Raw genomic sequence first — 14,720 nt, 5'->3', positions numbered from 1 at the left:
AATCCGGAAACCAGTGACACGAGATTACCATGAGCCACGACGATCATACAATGCCACCATCGACGCTTGCGCTCCGCATCAAGGCAATCGAAACACTGATGGTGGAGAGGGGAAAGATTGACCCCGGCGCAGTAGCGGAGATCGTCGATATTTTCCAGAACAAACTCGGCCCCCGCATCGGGGCCGGTGTTGTCGCGCGGGCGTGGACGGATCCCGCCTTCAAGGAGCGCCTTCTCGACGATGGTACTGAAGCGTTGAAGGAAATGGGGATCGGCGGCCTGCAGGGTGAGGCAATGATCATCCTGGAAAACACGTCGACAGTTCACAATGTGATCGTCTGCACCCTGTGTTCCTGCTATCCTTGGACCGTGCTGGGTCTGCCGCCGATATGGTACAAGTCCGCCCCTTATCGCAGCCGCATCGTCATCGAGCCGCGCGCAGTGCTTACCGAATTCGGCCTCAACATCGGCGATGATCGCGAAGTGCGGGTTTACGACAGCAACGCCGAGATCCGCTACATGGTCCTGCCTGAGCGTCCTGCCGGCACGGAAGGCTGGAGTGAAGAGCGGTTGGCTGCACTTGTTACCCGCGACTCCATGATCGGCACGGGCGTTCCACTGGCTGCTTCGGCGGTTTGAGGAGAAAAGTCATGAGATCTATCGCCGATATGGGCGGAATGCAGGGCTTTGGACCCGTCAACCACACCGATAACGACACCAGATTCAAGGCGGAGTGGGAGGCCAGGACCTTCGCCGTCAACCTTCTTTCATTGGCGGCCGGCTGCTTCAATATCGATGAAAGCCGCTATTCGATGGAAAGTATGCCGCCGGTTGAATACCTGGCGACCTCCTATTTCGAACATTGGCTGTATTCGCTTGAAGACCTGCTGATCTCCAAGGGCATTTTCTCGCAGCAGGAATATGAAACGCGGATCGCGGAGCTTGCGGCAAAGGAGGCTGGCCATGCTGCCTAAAGAAATGGTTGCCGTGGCAATAGCCACCGGCGCGCCCACCCTGCGCACCATCGAGACATCGCCGAAATTTCAGGTGGGTGAATCCATCAGGACCATCAACGACAACGTCTCCACCCACACGCGCCTGCCGGGTTATGCGCGCGACAAGCGCGGCACGGTCGTCGGCTACGAAGGTGCGCATGTCCTTCCGGATGCCCATTCGATGGGACGCGGCGAATGCCCCGACCATCTTTATCGCGTGCGCTTAGAGAGCGAGACGCTTTGGGGCAAGGGAAGCGATGGGCCGGGCGCAGTTTATCTCAGCCTTTGGGAGAGCTACCTGCTCGCGGAGGATGTGTCGTGATGAAGACAGAACTGATGATCGATCCGCAATGGCTCGACAAGGGGCCCGCGTTTTCCGAACCCTGGCAAGCGGAAGCCTTTGCCCTGACGATCCAGCTATCGCGCATGGGTCATTTTACCTGGGCCGATTGGGTCAGTGCATTTTCGGCGGAAATAGAGGCATCTCCGCAAATTGCGGATGAAGATATCAACACCGCCTACTACCGTCAGTGGGCGCAGGCGTTGGAAAAGATTGTCGCGGCGCGCGGTTTGACCTCCAACGAGGAAGTCGCGGACTATCAGGAACATTGGCGGCGTTCCTATTTCTACACCGGACACGGCAAGACGATCGAATTTAACAAGGACCTTGAGCCCATTCCGCCAGGAGCTTTGGAAGAACTGGATCACGACCACTGCCACGCTGATGGTCACGATCATCATGTGCGTCCGGTTGCAATCAGTCCGGCGCGCCCTTAGGGTGGTGTGTGCCACAGACTTTGGCGCAACACTTGCCGCGAACTCTCCGGCTTGTCCAAAGCGCAGATCAGCCGGTCAAATCCGGCGGCCGATCGCGGGGCAATAGGGTCCCGCATTTCTTCTGTTGTTGATTTGAAACGGCAAACCGTGGGTTTGCCGGATGTCAACTTATCCGCAAAACTGTTGATCCCGCATTCTACGAACGGCGCCTAATATGCCGACGACCGTATGCCAAGATCCGCACGAATAACGGGTCCGCAGGCGGGCAACACCGTTCAGACGGCAAAAAAATCGACAGAGGAAGAACCATGAAATTCTCGCGCGACAACATGAGGCTCACCCGCCGCTCGTTCCTGCAGACCGTTGGGGCCGGCGCCGCTGCAGGCGCGGTCACCTCAGTTCTGCCTGCTCCGGCCATCGCATCCACTTCCACGATCAAGATCGGCTACATCAGCTCCAAGACGGGCGCTCTCGCGCCGTTCGCCGAGGCAGATCCGTTCATCCTCGGCAAGGTGCGCGAGGTCTTGAAGAATGGTCTTGTCAACAACGGCAAGACCTACAAGGTGGAAATCACGGACATCGACGATCAGTCGAATTCCGACCGCGCCGCCACATCGGCGAGCCAGCTGATCAACAATGAAGGCGTCAACCTGATGCTGGCTCAGGGCGCGCTGACCAACGTTCCCGTCGCGTCGCAGTGCGAAACGGCCGGTGTACCCAGCATCACCACCATGGACCCCTGGCAGGGCTGGATGTTTCCGCTCAAGGGCAGCCCGGATGTCGGTTTCAAATACGTGAACCACTTCTTTTGGGGCATTGAGGATATTATCTCCACCTTCGTCGGCATGTGGGATGCTCAGAAGACCAACAAGAAGGTCGGTACGGTCTGGTCCAATGATCCTCCCGGCAAGGTCTTCGGCAATCCGGAAATCGGCTTCCCTGCATCCCTGGGCAAAGGTGGCTATTCGATCGTCGACGTCGGCGAGTTCCAGCCGGGTGCGGACGACTTCTCGCGTCAGATCGTTGCCTTCCGCGATGCCGGTTGCGATATCGTGACTGGTCTCTTTTCTCCGCCGGAATGGGCCGTATTCTGGCGTCAGGCGCAGCAGCTCGGTTTCAAGCCGAAGATCGCGACGCCGGCAAAGGCACTCCTGTTCCCGTCGGGCATCGAGGCGCTCGGCAAGGCTGGCGACGGTATGTCGACCGAAATCTGGTGGACACCGAACTATCCCTTCAAGTCGACCCTGACCGGCCAGACCTGCGCGGAAGCGGCCGCTGAATACACGAAGGTGTCGGGCAAGCGCTGGACGCAGCCGATCGGCGTAATCCATGCCATGTGGGAGCTCGGTATCAATGCGCTCAAGAACGCCGCGGATCCGACCGATCCGGACGCAGTTCAGGCCGTCATCAAGTCAGCGAAGATGACGACCCTCGTCGGCGATATCGACTGGGCTGGCAGCCCGATCAAGAACGTCGCCAAGCTCAGAATCGCCGGCGGCCAGTGGCGTCTTCAGCCCGATGGTACCTATGATCTGAAGATAACCTACAACAAGAATGCACCCGTGGTTCCGATCCAGGCTGACTTCACCATGGAACTGGCCGGAAGGGCCGGCTGATGTCTGTCACGGAAACGATCAGGGCGCTCTCTGTCGAAAACGTCGTAAAGTCCTATGGTGGACCGGTCGTGTTGGACGGAGTGAGTCTGGAAGTTGATCCCGGGAAAATTCTCGGGATCATCGGCCCAAACGGGTCTGGAAAGACGACATTGTTCGGCGTGATTTCCGGCGCGTTCGCTCCTTCGTCCGGCAGGGTTTTCCTTGCTGGACGCGAGGTTACGGCTCTTGGCGCCTCGGCGCGGGCGGTTGCAGGTATCGGCCGGACATTTCAGGTGCCACAGACGTTCTCCCACATGTCGGTCTACGAGAATGTGCTCGTGGCTGCGGAGTTTGCTGCGGGGCTGAAAGGCCAGGAGGCTCAGGAGGCAGCGCTGCAGGCGCTCGAAGTGTGTGGCTTGCGCGATCGCGGTGAACTGATCTCCGGTGGTCTTCCATTGCTCGACCGCAAACGTCTGGAGCTGGCGCGTGCTTTGGCGACGAAGCCATCCGTTCTCCTTCTCGACGAAATCGCTGGTGGGCTGACGGATGACGAGGCGGTTGGCGTCGCTACAATCGTGAAGGAGCTCGCCGCCAGCGGCATCGCCATCATTTGGATTGAGCATCTCGTTCACGTATTGACGCATGCCGCCGACGAACTCGCCGTCCTCGGCGAGGGATGCATTATCGCCCGTGGCGAGCCGCACGAGACGATGCGCCAGCCAAAAGTGCGCCAAATATATCTGGGCATGGAGCCTGACATTGATGATATCGATCACTGACCTGAGGGCCTCTTATGGTCCGTTGCCTGTTCTCTTCGGCTTCGACCTTCAGGTTGCGCGCGGCGAGACGCTTGCGCTTATCGGCGCGAATGGCGCTGGCAAGACCACGACTTTCGCTGTCATGACGGGTCGCCTGAAGCCGCAAACGGGTCGCGTCGCGATCAATGGGCGCGATATTGCGGGACTGAGCCCCATGGATATCGTCCGCCATGGGCTTGCGCTCGTTCCAGAGGGACGGCAGCTTTTTCCCAGCCTGACGGTTGAAGAAAACCTACTCGTCGGTGCCCATTCGCGCCGATCGGGCGACTGGAGCCTTGAGCGGGTGTACGAGATGTTCCCGACAGTTGCGGAGTTCCGCAAACGCCCGTCCACGGCACTTTCCGGCGGACAACAGCAGCTTGTCGCAATCGGCCGCTCGCTGATGTCCAATCCCGACGCGCTGCTTTGCGATGAACTGTCGCTTGGCCTGTCGCCTGCTGCGGTGGATGTCGTCTACTCCGCGCTGGGAAAATTGCGAGGCGAGGGGCTGACGACGGTGATCGTGGAGCAGGACATCGCTCGCGCTCTGCTTACGGCCGACCGCTTCGCCTGTATGCGGCACGGACAGATCGTTCTTTCAGGCCCATCCGCCACGGCGGATCGCGCTGAGATCTCGAACGCCTATTTTGGGATGCGCTGATATGTTGGAGATATTGATCAACGGCGCACTGATTGGCGCGCTTTACGGCCTTTACGGTCTTGGGCTTTCGCTCTGCCTAGGATTGATGCGGCAAATCAATCTTGCCCACGGAGACTTTATCGTCCTCTCCGCGTTTCTTGCACTACAACTCACAAGCCATTTTGGCATTCATCCGCTATTGGCCCTGCCGATCGTCGTGCCGGTCATGTTCGCGCTAGGTTGGACCCTGCAGCGCTTCGTCATCGAGCGGACGCTTGGGCATGGTGAGATGCCTCCGATCCTGGTGACATTCGGCCTCTCCGTCATTCTGCAGAACGTCATGCTGGAACTGTTCAGCGCCGACACCAAGAGCCTCGATCCAGGGCCATTGGGGACCGCTGCAGTCAATATCGGCTCGGTTGCCATCGGTGTGCTTCCGCTTCTGACATTAGTGGTCTCCGTCGGCATTTTTGCGCTCACTGCGGCCGTCTTCGGGACCACGCGGTTTGGCCGGGCGGTGCGGGCAACGTCTGACAATGAGGCTGTTGCCCAGTTGATGGGCATTGCCACACGGCGCGTTTTTGCCAACGCCATGGGCTTTGCTCTGGCAATTTCGGCCGTCGCGGCAATTTTCTACGGGATGCGTGGTACGTTCGACCCGTCAACCGGGCCGGAGCGCATGCTGTTCGCATTTGAGGCCGTGATCCTTGGTGGTTTGGGTTCCATATGGGGTACGCTAGCCGGCGGGATCATTCTTGGCACCGCTCAGGCTGCCGGCACCTTCATCATTCCCAGCCTGGGTCCGCTCGTGGGCCATGTCGTTTTCCTCATCTGCCTGTTGCTGATGCCGGGCGGTCTCTTCACCAAAAGGATACGTGCATGACCCTGGCTTCGCCTCTTGCTCGCTCACTTGCGGCCGTTGGCCTTGTCGCCGCGGTGCTTCTCGTCGTGCCTTTTACCGGCTCCCGTTACGCCGTGCTGCTGACCACCGAGATTGCTGCGGTGCTGTCGATCGCGTTGATGTGGAACCTGCTGGCAGGTTTCGGTGGAATTGTCTTCATGGGCTTCCAGGTCTTTATCGGCATCGGCGGCTATACCCTGTTCGTCGCAGCCAACGGCCTTGGCTTGCTGCCGTTTCCATTGGTGTTGCTTTCGGCGCTGGTCTGCGCCTCGTTTGCCCTCCTGATCACACCGATCCTTTTTCGCCTGTCAGGCGCACAGCTTGCGATCGGTTCGTGGGTGATCTCTGAGGTCGTTCGTCTTATCGTCTATCACTCGAGTGCGCTCGGCGGCGGCGGCGGCATCGCGTTGACGACGGTACGCGGCATTGATCGTTCAGTCAGGCTTTTCGCAACCTACGGTACGGCGGCCGCAATTCTGCTGATTGCTCTGCTGACCTGCGTCGGCCTGATGCGGGGCCGTTTCGGTCTTGCGTTGCGTGCCATGAAGGATAGTCCTCTTGCTGCGGAGGCCATGGGCGTGGCCATTCGCAAGACGCAAACATATGTCCTGCTGATTGCGGCGGCAATCGGCGGCGCGGCAGGCGCCTGCTATTACATGGTTGCTCTGCAGGTCAGCCCTACGGCAGGCTTTTCGATGAACTGGATGGCGATCATTCTCTTTGTGGTAATCCTCGGCGGCATTGGCACGCTTGAAGGCCCTATTGTCGGGGTCGCGATCTATTTCCTGCTCCGCGAAACGATGGGCAACATCGGTTCACTTTACTTCATCGTCCTCGGCCTGCTCGCCATCTGCGTGACGTTGTTCATTCCCGGTGGCGCTTGGGGCCTGCTGAAATCCGCCATCAAGGTCGATCTCCTGCCGATCCGGCGCAAGATGCAGGAGGCGGGCGAGGGCACAAGGGCCGGCTCGCCGCCTGTGCCGGTTGCGCGTGTTTCGTGATCAGTTGTGCCGCTTTGGCCTCGAAGCGGCACACAACGTCATCGGGCAGACCTACAGAGGAGCAGCGGTCAATCGCCCGCTTGGCATTGCGGGATGGTTAACCTTCACCGCTCTTTGAGACTTCCGGGCGAAAGTCCAACTTATACAGCGGTTTAAGAAAGTGGGCACGGGTATCAACGGTTCGATTCCTATCAATAGCTGCAATCCCTCCGGTTGTTAAAAGCTGGCCGGCTTGGCGATGGATGGAGATATGCACGATTTTGCTTTCGCTGCGCTCTGGGGATGTCCCTCCGTTGAGGATCGGCTAGGTCAGTTCCGGTGACCAATGAGCGAAGGTTCAGCAGCACCTACGTGGCCTCTCGCTGCCCTCATGCCGCAGTCTGGCGTGCCAGCTACATTGGCTTAGGTTTCAATCAGCCGCCGTGTAGATTTCAATTGGTTATTCCTTGACTTTCAATCGGTCATCTCCATAGTTTCAAACGGTCATCAAAAGGAATGAAGCTATGCCGCTGTATCCAAGGCTCGTTGAGCAACGCGTTGCCGACGCCATGTCAGATACGCGCGTCGTGCTGATCGTGGGTCCCCGACAGTCCGGAAAAACGACGCTGGCCAAGAAGATGGCCAACGAGGGAATGGAGTATTACACGCTGGACAATGCGACGACGCTCAACGCCGCGCGACGGGATCCAGTTGGCTTTGTAAGAGGAATGGATCGCGCCATTCTCGATGAAATTCAGCGCGCTCCCGAGCTGTTGTTGGCGATCAAGGAAAGCGTAGATACCGACGGGCGTCCAGGGCGTTTCCTCCTAACCGGTTCAGCCAATCTCATGACGCTGCCACGCGTGGCAGACTCGCTCGCAGGGCGTATGGAAGTCGTCCGATTGCTGCCGCTCGCTCAAAGCGAAATCAGAATGGCCGGTGGAAGCTTTTTGGTCGACGCCTTCCGAAACGAAGCTAAAGCCGGAGAACCAATCATCGGCGACAACCTGATCGCCGCGGTTCTGGCAGGCGGATACCCCGAGGCATTGGGTCGCAAAACCCTGAACCGCAGACAGGACTGGTATGCAGATTATATCCAAGCGATCGTTCAACGCGACGTTCGCGATGTCGCGCAAATCGAGCAGATCGCGCAGATGCCGCGTCTGCTACGCATTCTGGCAGAACATTCGGGACAACTCGTGAACTATTCCGGAATTGGCGCCGCCATTGGGATGAACCACATTACTACTCAAAAATACGTTGGCATATTCGAGAGTCTATTCCTCGCCAGAACGATCCAACCCTGGTTTTCCAACAAGCTGAAACGCCTGACAAAGACCCCCAAAATACATTTCCTAGATTCCGGTCTTCTCGCCTCCCTTCGCGACCTCTCTCTCGAGAGACTCCGGAATGACAGGGGGCCGTTCGGAGCGCTGCTGGAAACTTTCGTCTTTGGCGAGATCCTTAAACTCGCCAGCAGCGGACATACCCGCTTTGAGTTTTCGCACTTTCGTGACAAGCAGCAGAACGAAGTCGATATTGTCATCGAAGACAGCAGAGGGAGGGTTGTCGGTATCGAGATAAAAGCGGCAGCATCCGTCTCGACTTCCGATTTTTCCGGATTGCGAATGTTGGCCGAAGCATGTGGAGAGCGGTTTGTTTCAGGCGTTGTCCTGTACGACCATGACAAGGTGGTCCCGTTCGGAGAACGCCTATCCGCCGTGCCAATTTCGGCATTGTGGCGTTAGCGCGTGGGAGTTTCTCTTCAGTCTCCAGGCTCGAGCATTCTTGAAACTTCGAGCGTTTCGATAAAATCGGCCCCCGGTTCTGATCTATTTATTTGTGTCACGATTTCACCCAGTTTTGCATTTCGCCAAGACCCTCTAACGATATTGATGTAGCAAATTGGTCAATGGGTTCACGAAGATTGAATGGATCAACGTCAAGTGAAAATACGGGTCAGAACGTCGTGAAACTCGACAGCTTCGGATTCCGTGCCTAGGCGGGGCAAAGCATGCCTATCACTCGCGAGCGGGTAACACTATCGGTCCGATGGCAAGGTCTGCTTCGGGCCGAGGCCGGTCCTCAAATGCCGTGTGACGTTATTATTATTTGGCAGTTTTAAGTGCCAGACGACAAGCGTTCGCCTCCGGGCCGGAGCAACTGCGCCGCTAAGCGTTCGATTTGAAGCGGGAGGGGCGCGGCGATCCGCTCAGAGCGGCGCCTTCTGGATGGTCACCACCTTCGGCTCGATCTCGCTGCAATTCTTGTTCTTGCAGATGCCGTTGATCCAGACCTCCCCATTGCCGAACATCAGGCCCTGGTAGTTCACAAAGAGAGTATCGTAGCTCTGATCGGTATTGCCAAGTTGTTTGAGGCTGGGGGTTCGGGTATCGAGGTGCCATGAAATTGCCGAGTACTTTTCCCCGTTTGAAGGGGTTCCGTTTTCCGCGTGACATTGTCGCTTATGCGGTCTGGGCCTATCACCGGTTTGCCCTGAGCACGGCCGATGTGGAGGACCTGCTTGCCGAGCGTGGGGTTATCGTCAGCCGGGAAACCGTTCGCCTCTGGATCAACCGTTTTGGCCGCCATTTTGCTGGCTGTATTCGCAGAGACAGACCAAAGCCAAACGACAAGTGGCATATGGATGAGGCCGTCATCGCGATTGGCGGACAGAAATTCTGGCTCTGGCGGGCAATCGACGCCGATGGTGATGCTCTCGATATCCTGGTTCAGCCGCGCCGCAACACCAAGGCTGCCAGGCGTTTCTTCTCAAGGCTGGTCAAGCAATTTGGTGAGCCGCGCGTCGTCGTGACGGACAAGCTTGGCAGCTACATCAAGCCGATACAGAATCTGGCGCCAGATGCCGATCATCGGGCTCATAAGGGCCTGAACAACAGAATTGAGAACTCACACCGTCAGACCAGAAAGCGGGAGAAGATCATGGGGCGGTTCAAATCGCCCCGTCAAGCGCAACGCTTCCTGTCAGCCCATGAGCAAATCAATACGATCTTCCGTCCTCGCCGGTACAATCTCGCCGCTATCTCATACCGCCATGCAAGGGCTGACGCATTCTCCATGTGGGGCGACTATACCGCAGAAATGACGGCGTAAAATACGCGACTCGAGACAGCGCGCTACCAGCCTCAAACAACTTGGCAATGCCGTGAAGAGGTACGTCATCCACTTGCCGAGGACGACGACCAGAATGGTCATGATCGCCAGGATGATGACGAACTGAATGATATCTTGTGCCACGTCTGCGTCCTCAGATCTGTTCCAGGGCTACGAGGAACCCTGCGGTGATGACGAAGAAGACGAGCGTGACCGCGACGAATAAGAGGTCGCCCATGATTGCCCTCAAAAAATTGTTGTGGGGTGTTGATCCAGCCTCAAAAGCGTTCAGGCTTCACGAGCGCGTAGAAGAGATAGACGAGAAGGCCGATTGAGCAGACGCCCGTCAGGATGGTCATCAGAATGGAGGTCATGGCCTTGCCTCGCCGATGGGCTGCGTGACCGAAGAAGGCGGCGGGGCTGGTTGCCGAAGAGAGGGTGGATGTATGGTGTCCATGATTATCGACTCCTTGAGCCATCGAAGTTGCCGACAATCATCTATTGCGTCGCATGTAAGGTTGGTGCCGAGATTTTATACGTTCACATAAGAACGGTGTAAGGAACGACGGCCGCCTGGGACGGATTTACACGATCTTTATAGCACAGGCTGAAATACGACGTTATCCTGACGGACGAACTGATAAGGGCTTCACGATCGCCTTTCCGATAGGCGAAAGACAACAGGAGCTCAGCATGTTGACCGATACGCCTAAGATACTGATCGTCGAACCGGATACATCGCTGCGCGAGACCTTTATGGAATTCTTCAGGTCAGCGGGGCATCGATCTCTCACCGCAGCTTTCGATACTCAAACTTTGGATGCGGCGGTTGCGGACCCGGATCTCATAATTTTTCATTGCGCGGATGTCGGTATTGGCCGTCATTCGATCCGCGAACTTCGTCGTCGGTTCCCGCAGTCTGAAGTAATCGCAATGTCCTACCAGGCAGACACCGACACCAAAGTCAGAGCTCTCGATGATGGTGCGGACGATTTTTTGACAAAACCGATTGATCTTGAGGAACTGGGCGCGCGGGCCCGCGCTCGACTGCGACGGAAGGTGAAATCCGGCCGAAGAGATCCGCGTATGCAGATGGGGGCGTTCGAGTTTGACACTGCTAGTCAGTCGGTGACCATCGACGGGCTCAGCATTGTTCTCTCCCGGAAGGAGTTCGAACTGTTTCAGGTGTTCGCGCAGAATCCGGAGGTGGTGCTGTCACATCGTTTTTTGATGTCACAGATATGGAGCGAACAGGTCGATACGCAATGTATTCGTGTCTATGTCTCCCAGCTTCGCAGCAAGATCGAGCCAGATCCGGGCAAGCCCAGTTACATCATTACTCAGCCCGGCCAAGGGTACCTGTTCCGCGCCGATAGGCCTGAACGAGATGAGGCAGTTACTGGTGGCGGGCAAGACGCACTCGCCGTCTAGGTGGCCGGGCTAAAGTCAGCAAGATTTTTAAATCGCCAAAAAGCAAGCCACACGTCGCGACGATACATTCACTCATCTTGAGGCTGATAACCCTACCGCCGCAATTACGGTTGATGAACGGATTGTGACTGCGGCCCGCCGACTCCAGGATTTTCCGGAGAGTGGTCGTCCCGGCCGGATTGTGGGGACACGCGAACTGGTCGTTTCCGGTAAGCCGTATGTCGCCGCCTATGCCGTGATGGAGACGACAGTGCGAGTACTGCGTGTCCTCCACGGGGCGGCTAAATGCACCTCCCGAAGATTGACGCCTCCGGGTCGGCAAGGAGAGATGCAAGAATGTTTGTTTGTCAATGGGATAGATAATCAGGCGAACTGTCGATGGTTCGATTCTCGTCAGGAGCAGCGATGTACGGCAGTTTCAAGATTGCTCGGCGAGTATTTTAATTCTGGCATTTCAGCGGCGCTCTTGTGCACGGATCCCTGCTCGGAATCGCCTCGAACGCTGATCTCCTTCCAGACCTTGCAGTCATCCTGCTTATTTCGGCCTACAAGGTTTGGCAGCACAAGTGTGAGACCTGTTATTGCCTGGTGCGAGCGGGTTCGGATGGAACGAATGTGCGCATCAGCTACATAATGCCGAGGAAGGCTGCTACGGCGACCATCCCAAGCGGTGCAGCGACAGAAAGCGACCACGATACCCCGATTTTCCGCATCATCAAGGCCAGAAGAAATGGCGCGGTGGAGGAGCTCACCGGCCGGATGGCCAGCACTTGCCCTTGCCGTTGCCCGCAGCCTTCGCTGCAGACCAGTTCAGGCGGCAAGGTGCCCTCCACAATGCTGCTAAGGCCGGAACTAAGGCCGAAGACGACCGCGAAGATCAGTGCGCCTCGCACGGACGGCACAGTGGCGATCAGGATAACGAGCGCTCCCGGCAACAAGACGGCGGAGATAATCTGACATGTCGCGCGTCAGCATGATGAACTTCACAAGTTGCTCGCAGACGTCGACAACGCGATCGTGATACGAGGATGGCTTTATACGCCCGTCGGCGTCGAATCCCTGACAGGCCTTGGCGACCGGCGACTGGTCGGGAATGGTGATGATGCACATCATTGGCCGTCTCCCACTGCAGCCTCTCAAGGTGTGGCTGGCCATCTTCGCGGGTAGGGCGGTTTCCTCGCCATTCGCTTCGCCGCCGACCTCGAGACGCAAATGTCGAGCATTGAAAAAAATTTATCCGGACCGGGATCCTTCAGGTCTTTCGATTGTCATCCGAGCTCTGGTGCGGAGCGGCGCACGATATCGATAAAGAGCCTGAGCGCGCCTCCCGAGGGCTCGTCCCTGTGGGCAAGATGAAGGGGTGCCACAAGCTGTGTCTTTCGATCGAGAGGCAGATAGGCGATGCCGTTGGTCTCAAGCCGCGTCATCGAATTCGGAATGATCGAAATGCCGAGGCCTGCTGCCACGAGGCTGAGGGTCGACATGAGGCGCGGTGCTTCATGCTTGACCCGCGGACTGAACCCCGCGCGGCCACAGGCTGCTATGATCGCATCATAAAACCCAGGACCGGATGGACGCCGGTACAGGATGAAGGACTCGTCTGCCAGTTCGGACAGCTGGATAGGCGACGCCCGCCTCGCTCTCTTGGCGACAAGTCGATGACTGTCGGGCAATGCGACGAACATCTCCTCGTCGAGGATCCTAGATACGGTCAATCCTTTCGACAGCTCGACTGGCGAGCGGACGAATGCAACGTCGATCAGCTGTGCCCGCAGCGCGTCGATGAGATCACTGGTGCTGGATTCCTCGAGCTTGATCCGCACGCCCGGGGAGATCTCGCCAAGCGAACGCACCGCCGTCGTCACCAGCGGATGGAAGGCGGCGGAGCTGGTGAAGCCAATGGCCAGGCTGCCTTCCTCGCCGCGGGCGTTGCGGCGTGTTGCCTCCACCGCAAGGTCGACATCCTTCAGAATGATCCGGGCTTTGTCGACGAATGTTCGTCCCGCTTCGGTCAATGTGACGCCGCGCGGCAAGCGTTGGAAGAGCGTCGCCCCGACCAGATCCTCCAGATTTCGGATTTGCTGGCTGAGCGGCGGCTGTTGGATGCCGAGCCTCTCGGCGGCACGCGTGATATGACCCTCATCCGCGACGGTCACGGCGTAACGAAGATGCCGAAGCTCAATCATGCCATATCCTAAAAGTATGCAATTACCATTATCCATATATTAGACATGCAAGCGAGAGAAGTTTAAATTCTCCGTACCGCAGTGACCTAAAGACAGGCCGATCCATGGATACTCTTTCTCTCCCGCGCCAAAGCCCGCGTTTGTCTCCCACCGTGACGGATCTGTTTTGGGGATTTTTTACTCTCGGCCTCACGGGTTTCGGCGGCGTCCTGCCACTCGCTCGAAGAATGGTTGTCGAGAAACGCCAGTGGCTTTCAGCTGAGGAATTCTCCGAACTGCTCGGGCTCTGTCAGTTCCTGCCCGGCGGTAACATCATCAATATGTCGGTTGCCATCGGCCTGCGGTTTCAAGGCGTTGCCGGTGCTCTGGCTGCTCTATTCGGTCTCATCGCGGCGCCGACGGCGGTCGTCATCGCCATGGGTATCTTTTACGATCAGTTTCACGACAATCCCTATGTCACACACATGTTTGCAGGTCTGGCCGCGGCAGCGGCGGGGCTTCTGATTTCCATGGCCATCAAGATTGTCATGCCGCTTCGCAAGCGGCCCGTCGCGATTGCCGTTGCCGTGTTGTGTTTCATCGCGATCGCCATCCTCAAGCTTCCTCTGCTGCCGACCATGCTGGTGCTGTCTCCCGTCAGCATCCTGGCCACCTGGAGGTTGGAAGCATGACATCCAACCTGATTGATCTGGCGACTATTTTCACCCAACTCTCGCTCCTCGCCTTCGGCGGCGGTAATTCCATTCTTCCAGAAATGCATCGCGAGGTCGTCGACATCCATCACTGGATGACAGCCGAGGAGTTCAGCGCTCTCTTCGCTCTGGCTCAGGCGGCTCCCGGCCCGAACTTGATGGTGGTTCCGCTGGTCGGCTGGCACGTCGCCGGATGGGCTGGCGTGTTCGTGAGCTCTGCGGCGAAGTTCGGGCCCTCGTCGCTCGTTACCGGCATCGCGCTGCACGTCTGGACCCGTTTTAAGGATCGGCCATGGCGCAGGATCGTCCAATCCGGGCTGGTGCCGATGACCGCGGGCCTCGTGACGGCGAGCGCCGCCGTCATCACTGAAGCCTCGGCGCCCAGTCTGGTTCTGGCGGCGGTCGCGGGAGCATGTGCCGTCGTCCTAACGAAGACTAGCGTGCATCCCCTCTTCGTTCTGGGTGCCGGAGCGCTGATCGGGCTAAGCGGTCTCGGACAGATGTGAGCGTCGTCCGATCGCAGGCGCCCTGGAAGATAGCCGGCTCTCACCCCCTGCGTTGCCCAGTTGCGTCGTGGCGTCAGCCCACTTTCCTCCGGGCGGTGCCGTTCATC

General features: G+C 57.9%; 16 protein-coding genes and 3 pseudogenes. 15 read left to right on the top strand and 4 right to left on the bottom strand.

The genetic code is table 11. The features are described from left to right. Positions 1 to 29: 29 nt before the first annotated feature. From nthA to ACIQJ2_RS35830, 11 genes are all read left to right on the top strand, one after another. Entirely contained in the window at positions 30 to 638 is a 609-nt protein-coding gene (gene nthA / locus ACIQJ2_RS35880) for a nitrile hydratase subunit alpha (RefSeq protein ID WP_400677004.1), read from the top strand. Positions 639 to 649: 11 nt separating this feature from the next. Beyond that, entirely contained in the window at positions 650 to 973 is a 324-nt protein-coding gene (locus ACIQJ2_RS35875; RefSeq protein ID WP_400677001.1) for a hypothetical protein, read from the top strand. Next, positions 963 to 1,316 carry an SH3-like domain-containing protein gene (locus tag ACIQJ2_RS35870; RefSeq protein WP_400676998.1) on the top strand — a complete coding sequence of 118 codons (354 nt, stop codon included), beginning with the start codon at positions 963 to 965 and terminating at the stop codon, positions 1,314 to 1,316. Before ACIQJ2_RS35875 ends, ACIQJ2_RS35870 begins: the two co-directional genes overlap by 11 nt. A gap of 14 nt (positions 1,317 to 1,330) precedes the next feature. After that, complete coding sequence (locus tag ACIQJ2_RS35865) at positions 1,331 to 1,771, top strand: nitrile hydratase accessory protein (protein WP_400676995.1); 441 nt, start codon at positions 1,331 to 1,333, stop codon at positions 1,769 to 1,771. A gap of 308 nt (positions 1,772 to 2,079) precedes the next feature. After that, complete coding sequence (locus ACIQJ2_RS35860) at positions 2,080 to 3,387, top strand: ABC transporter substrate-binding protein (RefSeq protein ID WP_400676992.1); 1,308 nt, start codon at positions 2,080 to 2,082, stop codon at positions 3,385 to 3,387. After that, positions 3,387 to 4,145: an ABC transporter ATP-binding protein gene (locus ACIQJ2_RS35855; RefSeq protein WP_400676989.1), complete on the top strand. Its 759-nt coding sequence runs from the start codon at positions 3,387 to 3,389 to the stop codon at positions 4,143 to 4,145. Before ACIQJ2_RS35860 ends, ACIQJ2_RS35855 begins: the two co-directional genes overlap by 1 nt. Beyond that, positions 4,129 to 4,824: an ABC transporter ATP-binding protein gene (locus ACIQJ2_RS35850; RefSeq protein WP_400676986.1), complete on the top strand. Its 696-nt coding sequence runs from the start codon at positions 4,129 to 4,131 to the stop codon at positions 4,822 to 4,824. The genes ACIQJ2_RS35855 and ACIQJ2_RS35850 overlap by 17 nt, the downstream gene beginning before the upstream one ends. Position 4,825: 1 nt before the next feature. Further along, positions 4,826 to 5,686 (top strand): branched-chain amino acid ABC transporter permease, encoded by an 861-nt coding sequence (locus ACIQJ2_RS35845; protein WP_400676983.1) that lies wholly within the window; start codon positions 4,826 to 4,828, stop codon positions 5,684 to 5,686. Next, positions 5,683 to 6,705, top strand: coding sequence for a branched-chain amino acid ABC transporter permease (locus ACIQJ2_RS35840; protein WP_400676980.1), 1,023 nt, complete (start codon positions 5,683 to 5,685; stop codon positions 6,703 to 6,705). The genes ACIQJ2_RS35845 and ACIQJ2_RS35840 overlap by 4 nt, the downstream gene beginning before the upstream one ends. Positions 6,706 to 7,208: 503 nt before the next feature. Further along, positions 7,209 to 8,432, top strand: coding sequence for an ATP-binding protein (locus ACIQJ2_RS35835; protein WP_400676977.1), 1,224 nt, complete (start codon positions 7,209 to 7,211; stop codon positions 8,430 to 8,432). Between the two features lie 655 nt (positions 8,433 to 9,087). Beyond that, positions 9,088 to 9,798 (top strand): IS6 family transposase, encoded by a 711-nt coding sequence (locus ACIQJ2_RS35830; protein ID WP_400676974.1) that lies wholly within the window; start codon positions 9,088 to 9,090, stop codon positions 9,796 to 9,798. Between the two features lie 278 nt (positions 9,799 to 10,076). Here ACIQJ2_RS35830 and kdpF read toward each other — a convergent pair whose 3' ends face one another. Then, complete coding sequence (gene kdpF, locus ACIQJ2_RS35825; protein ID WP_400676971.1) at positions 10,077 to 10,277, bottom strand: K(+)-transporting ATPase subunit F; 201 nt, start codon at positions 10,275 to 10,277, stop codon at positions 10,077 to 10,079. 214 nt (positions 10,278 to 10,491) lie between these two features. Between kdpF and ACIQJ2_RS35820 the strand changes: the two genes are divergently transcribed. Together ACIQJ2_RS35820 and ACIQJ2_RS35815 are read left to right on the top strand one after the other, a co-directional pair. Further along, positions 10,492 to 11,229, top strand: coding sequence for a response regulator transcription factor (locus tag ACIQJ2_RS35820; protein WP_400676969.1), 738 nt, complete (start codon positions 10,492 to 10,494; stop codon positions 11,227 to 11,229). Between the two features lie 31 nt (positions 11,230 to 11,260). Then, positions 11,261 to 11,509: pseudogene (locus ACIQJ2_RS35815) on the top strand (type II toxin-antitoxin system RelE/ParE family toxin); the annotation flags it as partial. 346 nt (positions 11,510 to 11,855) lie between these two features. Here the strand turns inward: ACIQJ2_RS35815 and ACIQJ2_RS35810 are convergent. The 3 genes and pseudogenes from ACIQJ2_RS35810 to ACIQJ2_RS35800 form a co-directional block, all read right to left on the bottom strand. Further along, a pseudogene (locus ACIQJ2_RS35810) lies at positions 11,856 to 12,182 on the bottom strand (MFS transporter); the annotation flags it as partial. After that, positions 12,082 to 12,339, bottom strand: a pseudogene (locus ACIQJ2_RS35805) (hypothetical protein); the annotation flags it as partial. The pseudogenes ACIQJ2_RS35810 and ACIQJ2_RS35805, both read right to left, overlap by 101 nt. A 158-nt stretch (positions 12,340 to 12,497) precedes the next feature. Then, positions 12,498 to 13,415: a LysR family transcriptional regulator gene (locus ACIQJ2_RS35800; RefSeq protein ID WP_400676967.1), complete on the bottom strand. Its 918-nt coding sequence runs from the start codon at positions 13,413 to 13,415 to the stop codon at positions 12,498 to 12,500. A gap of 104 nt (positions 13,416 to 13,519) precedes the next feature. Here ACIQJ2_RS35800 and ACIQJ2_RS35795 point away from each other — a divergent pair, with 104 nt between their 5' ends. Together ACIQJ2_RS35795 and ACIQJ2_RS35790 are read left to right on the top strand one after the other, a co-directional pair. After that, positions 13,520 to 14,086: a chromate transporter gene (locus ACIQJ2_RS35795; RefSeq protein ID WP_400676965.1), complete on the top strand. Its 567-nt coding sequence runs from the start codon at positions 13,520 to 13,522 to the stop codon at positions 14,084 to 14,086. Continuing rightward, the gene (locus tag ACIQJ2_RS35790) at positions 14,083 to 14,613 is read left to right on the top strand and encodes a chromate transporter (RefSeq protein ID WP_199150467.1); all 531 of its coding nucleotides are present in this window, start codon (positions 14,083 to 14,085) and stop codon (positions 14,611 to 14,613) included. The genes ACIQJ2_RS35795 and ACIQJ2_RS35790 overlap by 4 nt, the downstream gene beginning before the upstream one ends. Positions 14,614 to 14,720 lie beyond the last annotated feature (107 nt).

It is taken from the genome of Rhizobium sp. NPDC092011, from assembly GCF_044756305.1.
In the GTDB taxonomy this organism is placed as follows: domain Bacteria; phylum Pseudomonadota; class Alphaproteobacteria; order Rhizobiales; family Rhizobiaceae; genus Rhizobium.
This window is presented reverse-complemented; position numbering and strand designations above follow the sequence as displayed.

Excerpts from the sequence above, each read along its gene's own strand:
- nthA (WP_400677004.1), top strand. The coding sequence starts at position 30 with ATGAGCCACGACGATCATACAATGCCACCATCGACGCTTGCGCTCCGC.
- ACIQJ2_RS35875 (WP_400677001.1), top strand. The coding sequence starts at position 650 with ATGAGATCTATCGCCGATATGGGCGGAATGCAGGGCTTTGGACCCGTC.
- ACIQJ2_RS35870 (WP_400676998.1), top strand. The coding sequence starts at position 963 with ATGCTGCCTAAAGAAATGGTTGCCGTGGCAATAGCCACCGGCGCGCCC.
- ACIQJ2_RS35865 (WP_400676995.1), top strand. The coding sequence starts at position 1,331 with ATGATCGATCCGCAATGGCTCGACAAGGGGCCCGCGTTTTCCGAACCC.
- ACIQJ2_RS35860 (WP_400676992.1), top strand. The coding sequence starts at position 2,080 with ATGAAATTCTCGCGCGACAACATGAGGCTCACCCGCCGCTCGTTCCTG.
- ACIQJ2_RS35855 (WP_400676989.1), top strand. The coding sequence starts at position 3,387 with ATGTCTGTCACGGAAACGATCAGGGCGCTCTCTGTCGAAAACGTCGTA.
- ACIQJ2_RS35850 (WP_400676986.1), top strand. The coding sequence starts at position 4,129 with ATGATATCGATCACTGACCTGAGGGCCTCTTATGGTCCGTTGCCTGTT.
- ACIQJ2_RS35845 (WP_400676983.1), top strand. The coding sequence starts at position 4,826 with ATGTTGGAGATATTGATCAACGGCGCACTGATTGGCGCGCTTTACGGC.
- ACIQJ2_RS35840 (WP_400676980.1), top strand. The coding sequence starts at position 5,683 with ATGACCCTGGCTTCGCCTCTTGCTCGCTCACTTGCGGCCGTTGGCCTT.
- ACIQJ2_RS35835 (WP_400676977.1), top strand. The coding sequence starts at position 7,209 with ATGCCGCTGTATCCAAGGCTCGTTGAGCAACGCGTTGCCGACGCCATG.
- ACIQJ2_RS35830 (WP_400676974.1), top strand. The coding sequence starts at position 9,088 with ATGAAATTGCCGAGTACTTTTCCCCGTTTGAAGGGGTTCCGTTTTCCG.
- kdpF (WP_400676971.1), bottom strand. The coding sequence starts at position 10,277 with ATGGCTCAAGGAGTCGATAATCATGGACACCATACATCCACCCTCTCT.
- ACIQJ2_RS35820 (WP_400676969.1), top strand. The coding sequence starts at position 10,492 with ATGTTGACCGATACGCCTAAGATACTGATCGTCGAACCGGATACATCG.
- ACIQJ2_RS35800 (WP_400676967.1), bottom strand. The coding sequence starts at position 13,415 with ATGATTGAGCTTCGGCATCTTCGTTACGCCGTGACCGTCGCGGATGAG.
- ACIQJ2_RS35795 (WP_400676965.1), top strand. The coding sequence starts at position 13,520 with ATGGATACTCTTTCTCTCCCGCGCCAAAGCCCGCGTTTGTCTCCCACC.
- ACIQJ2_RS35790 (WP_199150467.1), top strand. The coding sequence starts at position 14,083 with ATGACATCCAACCTGATTGATCTGGCGACTATTTTCACCCAACTCTCG.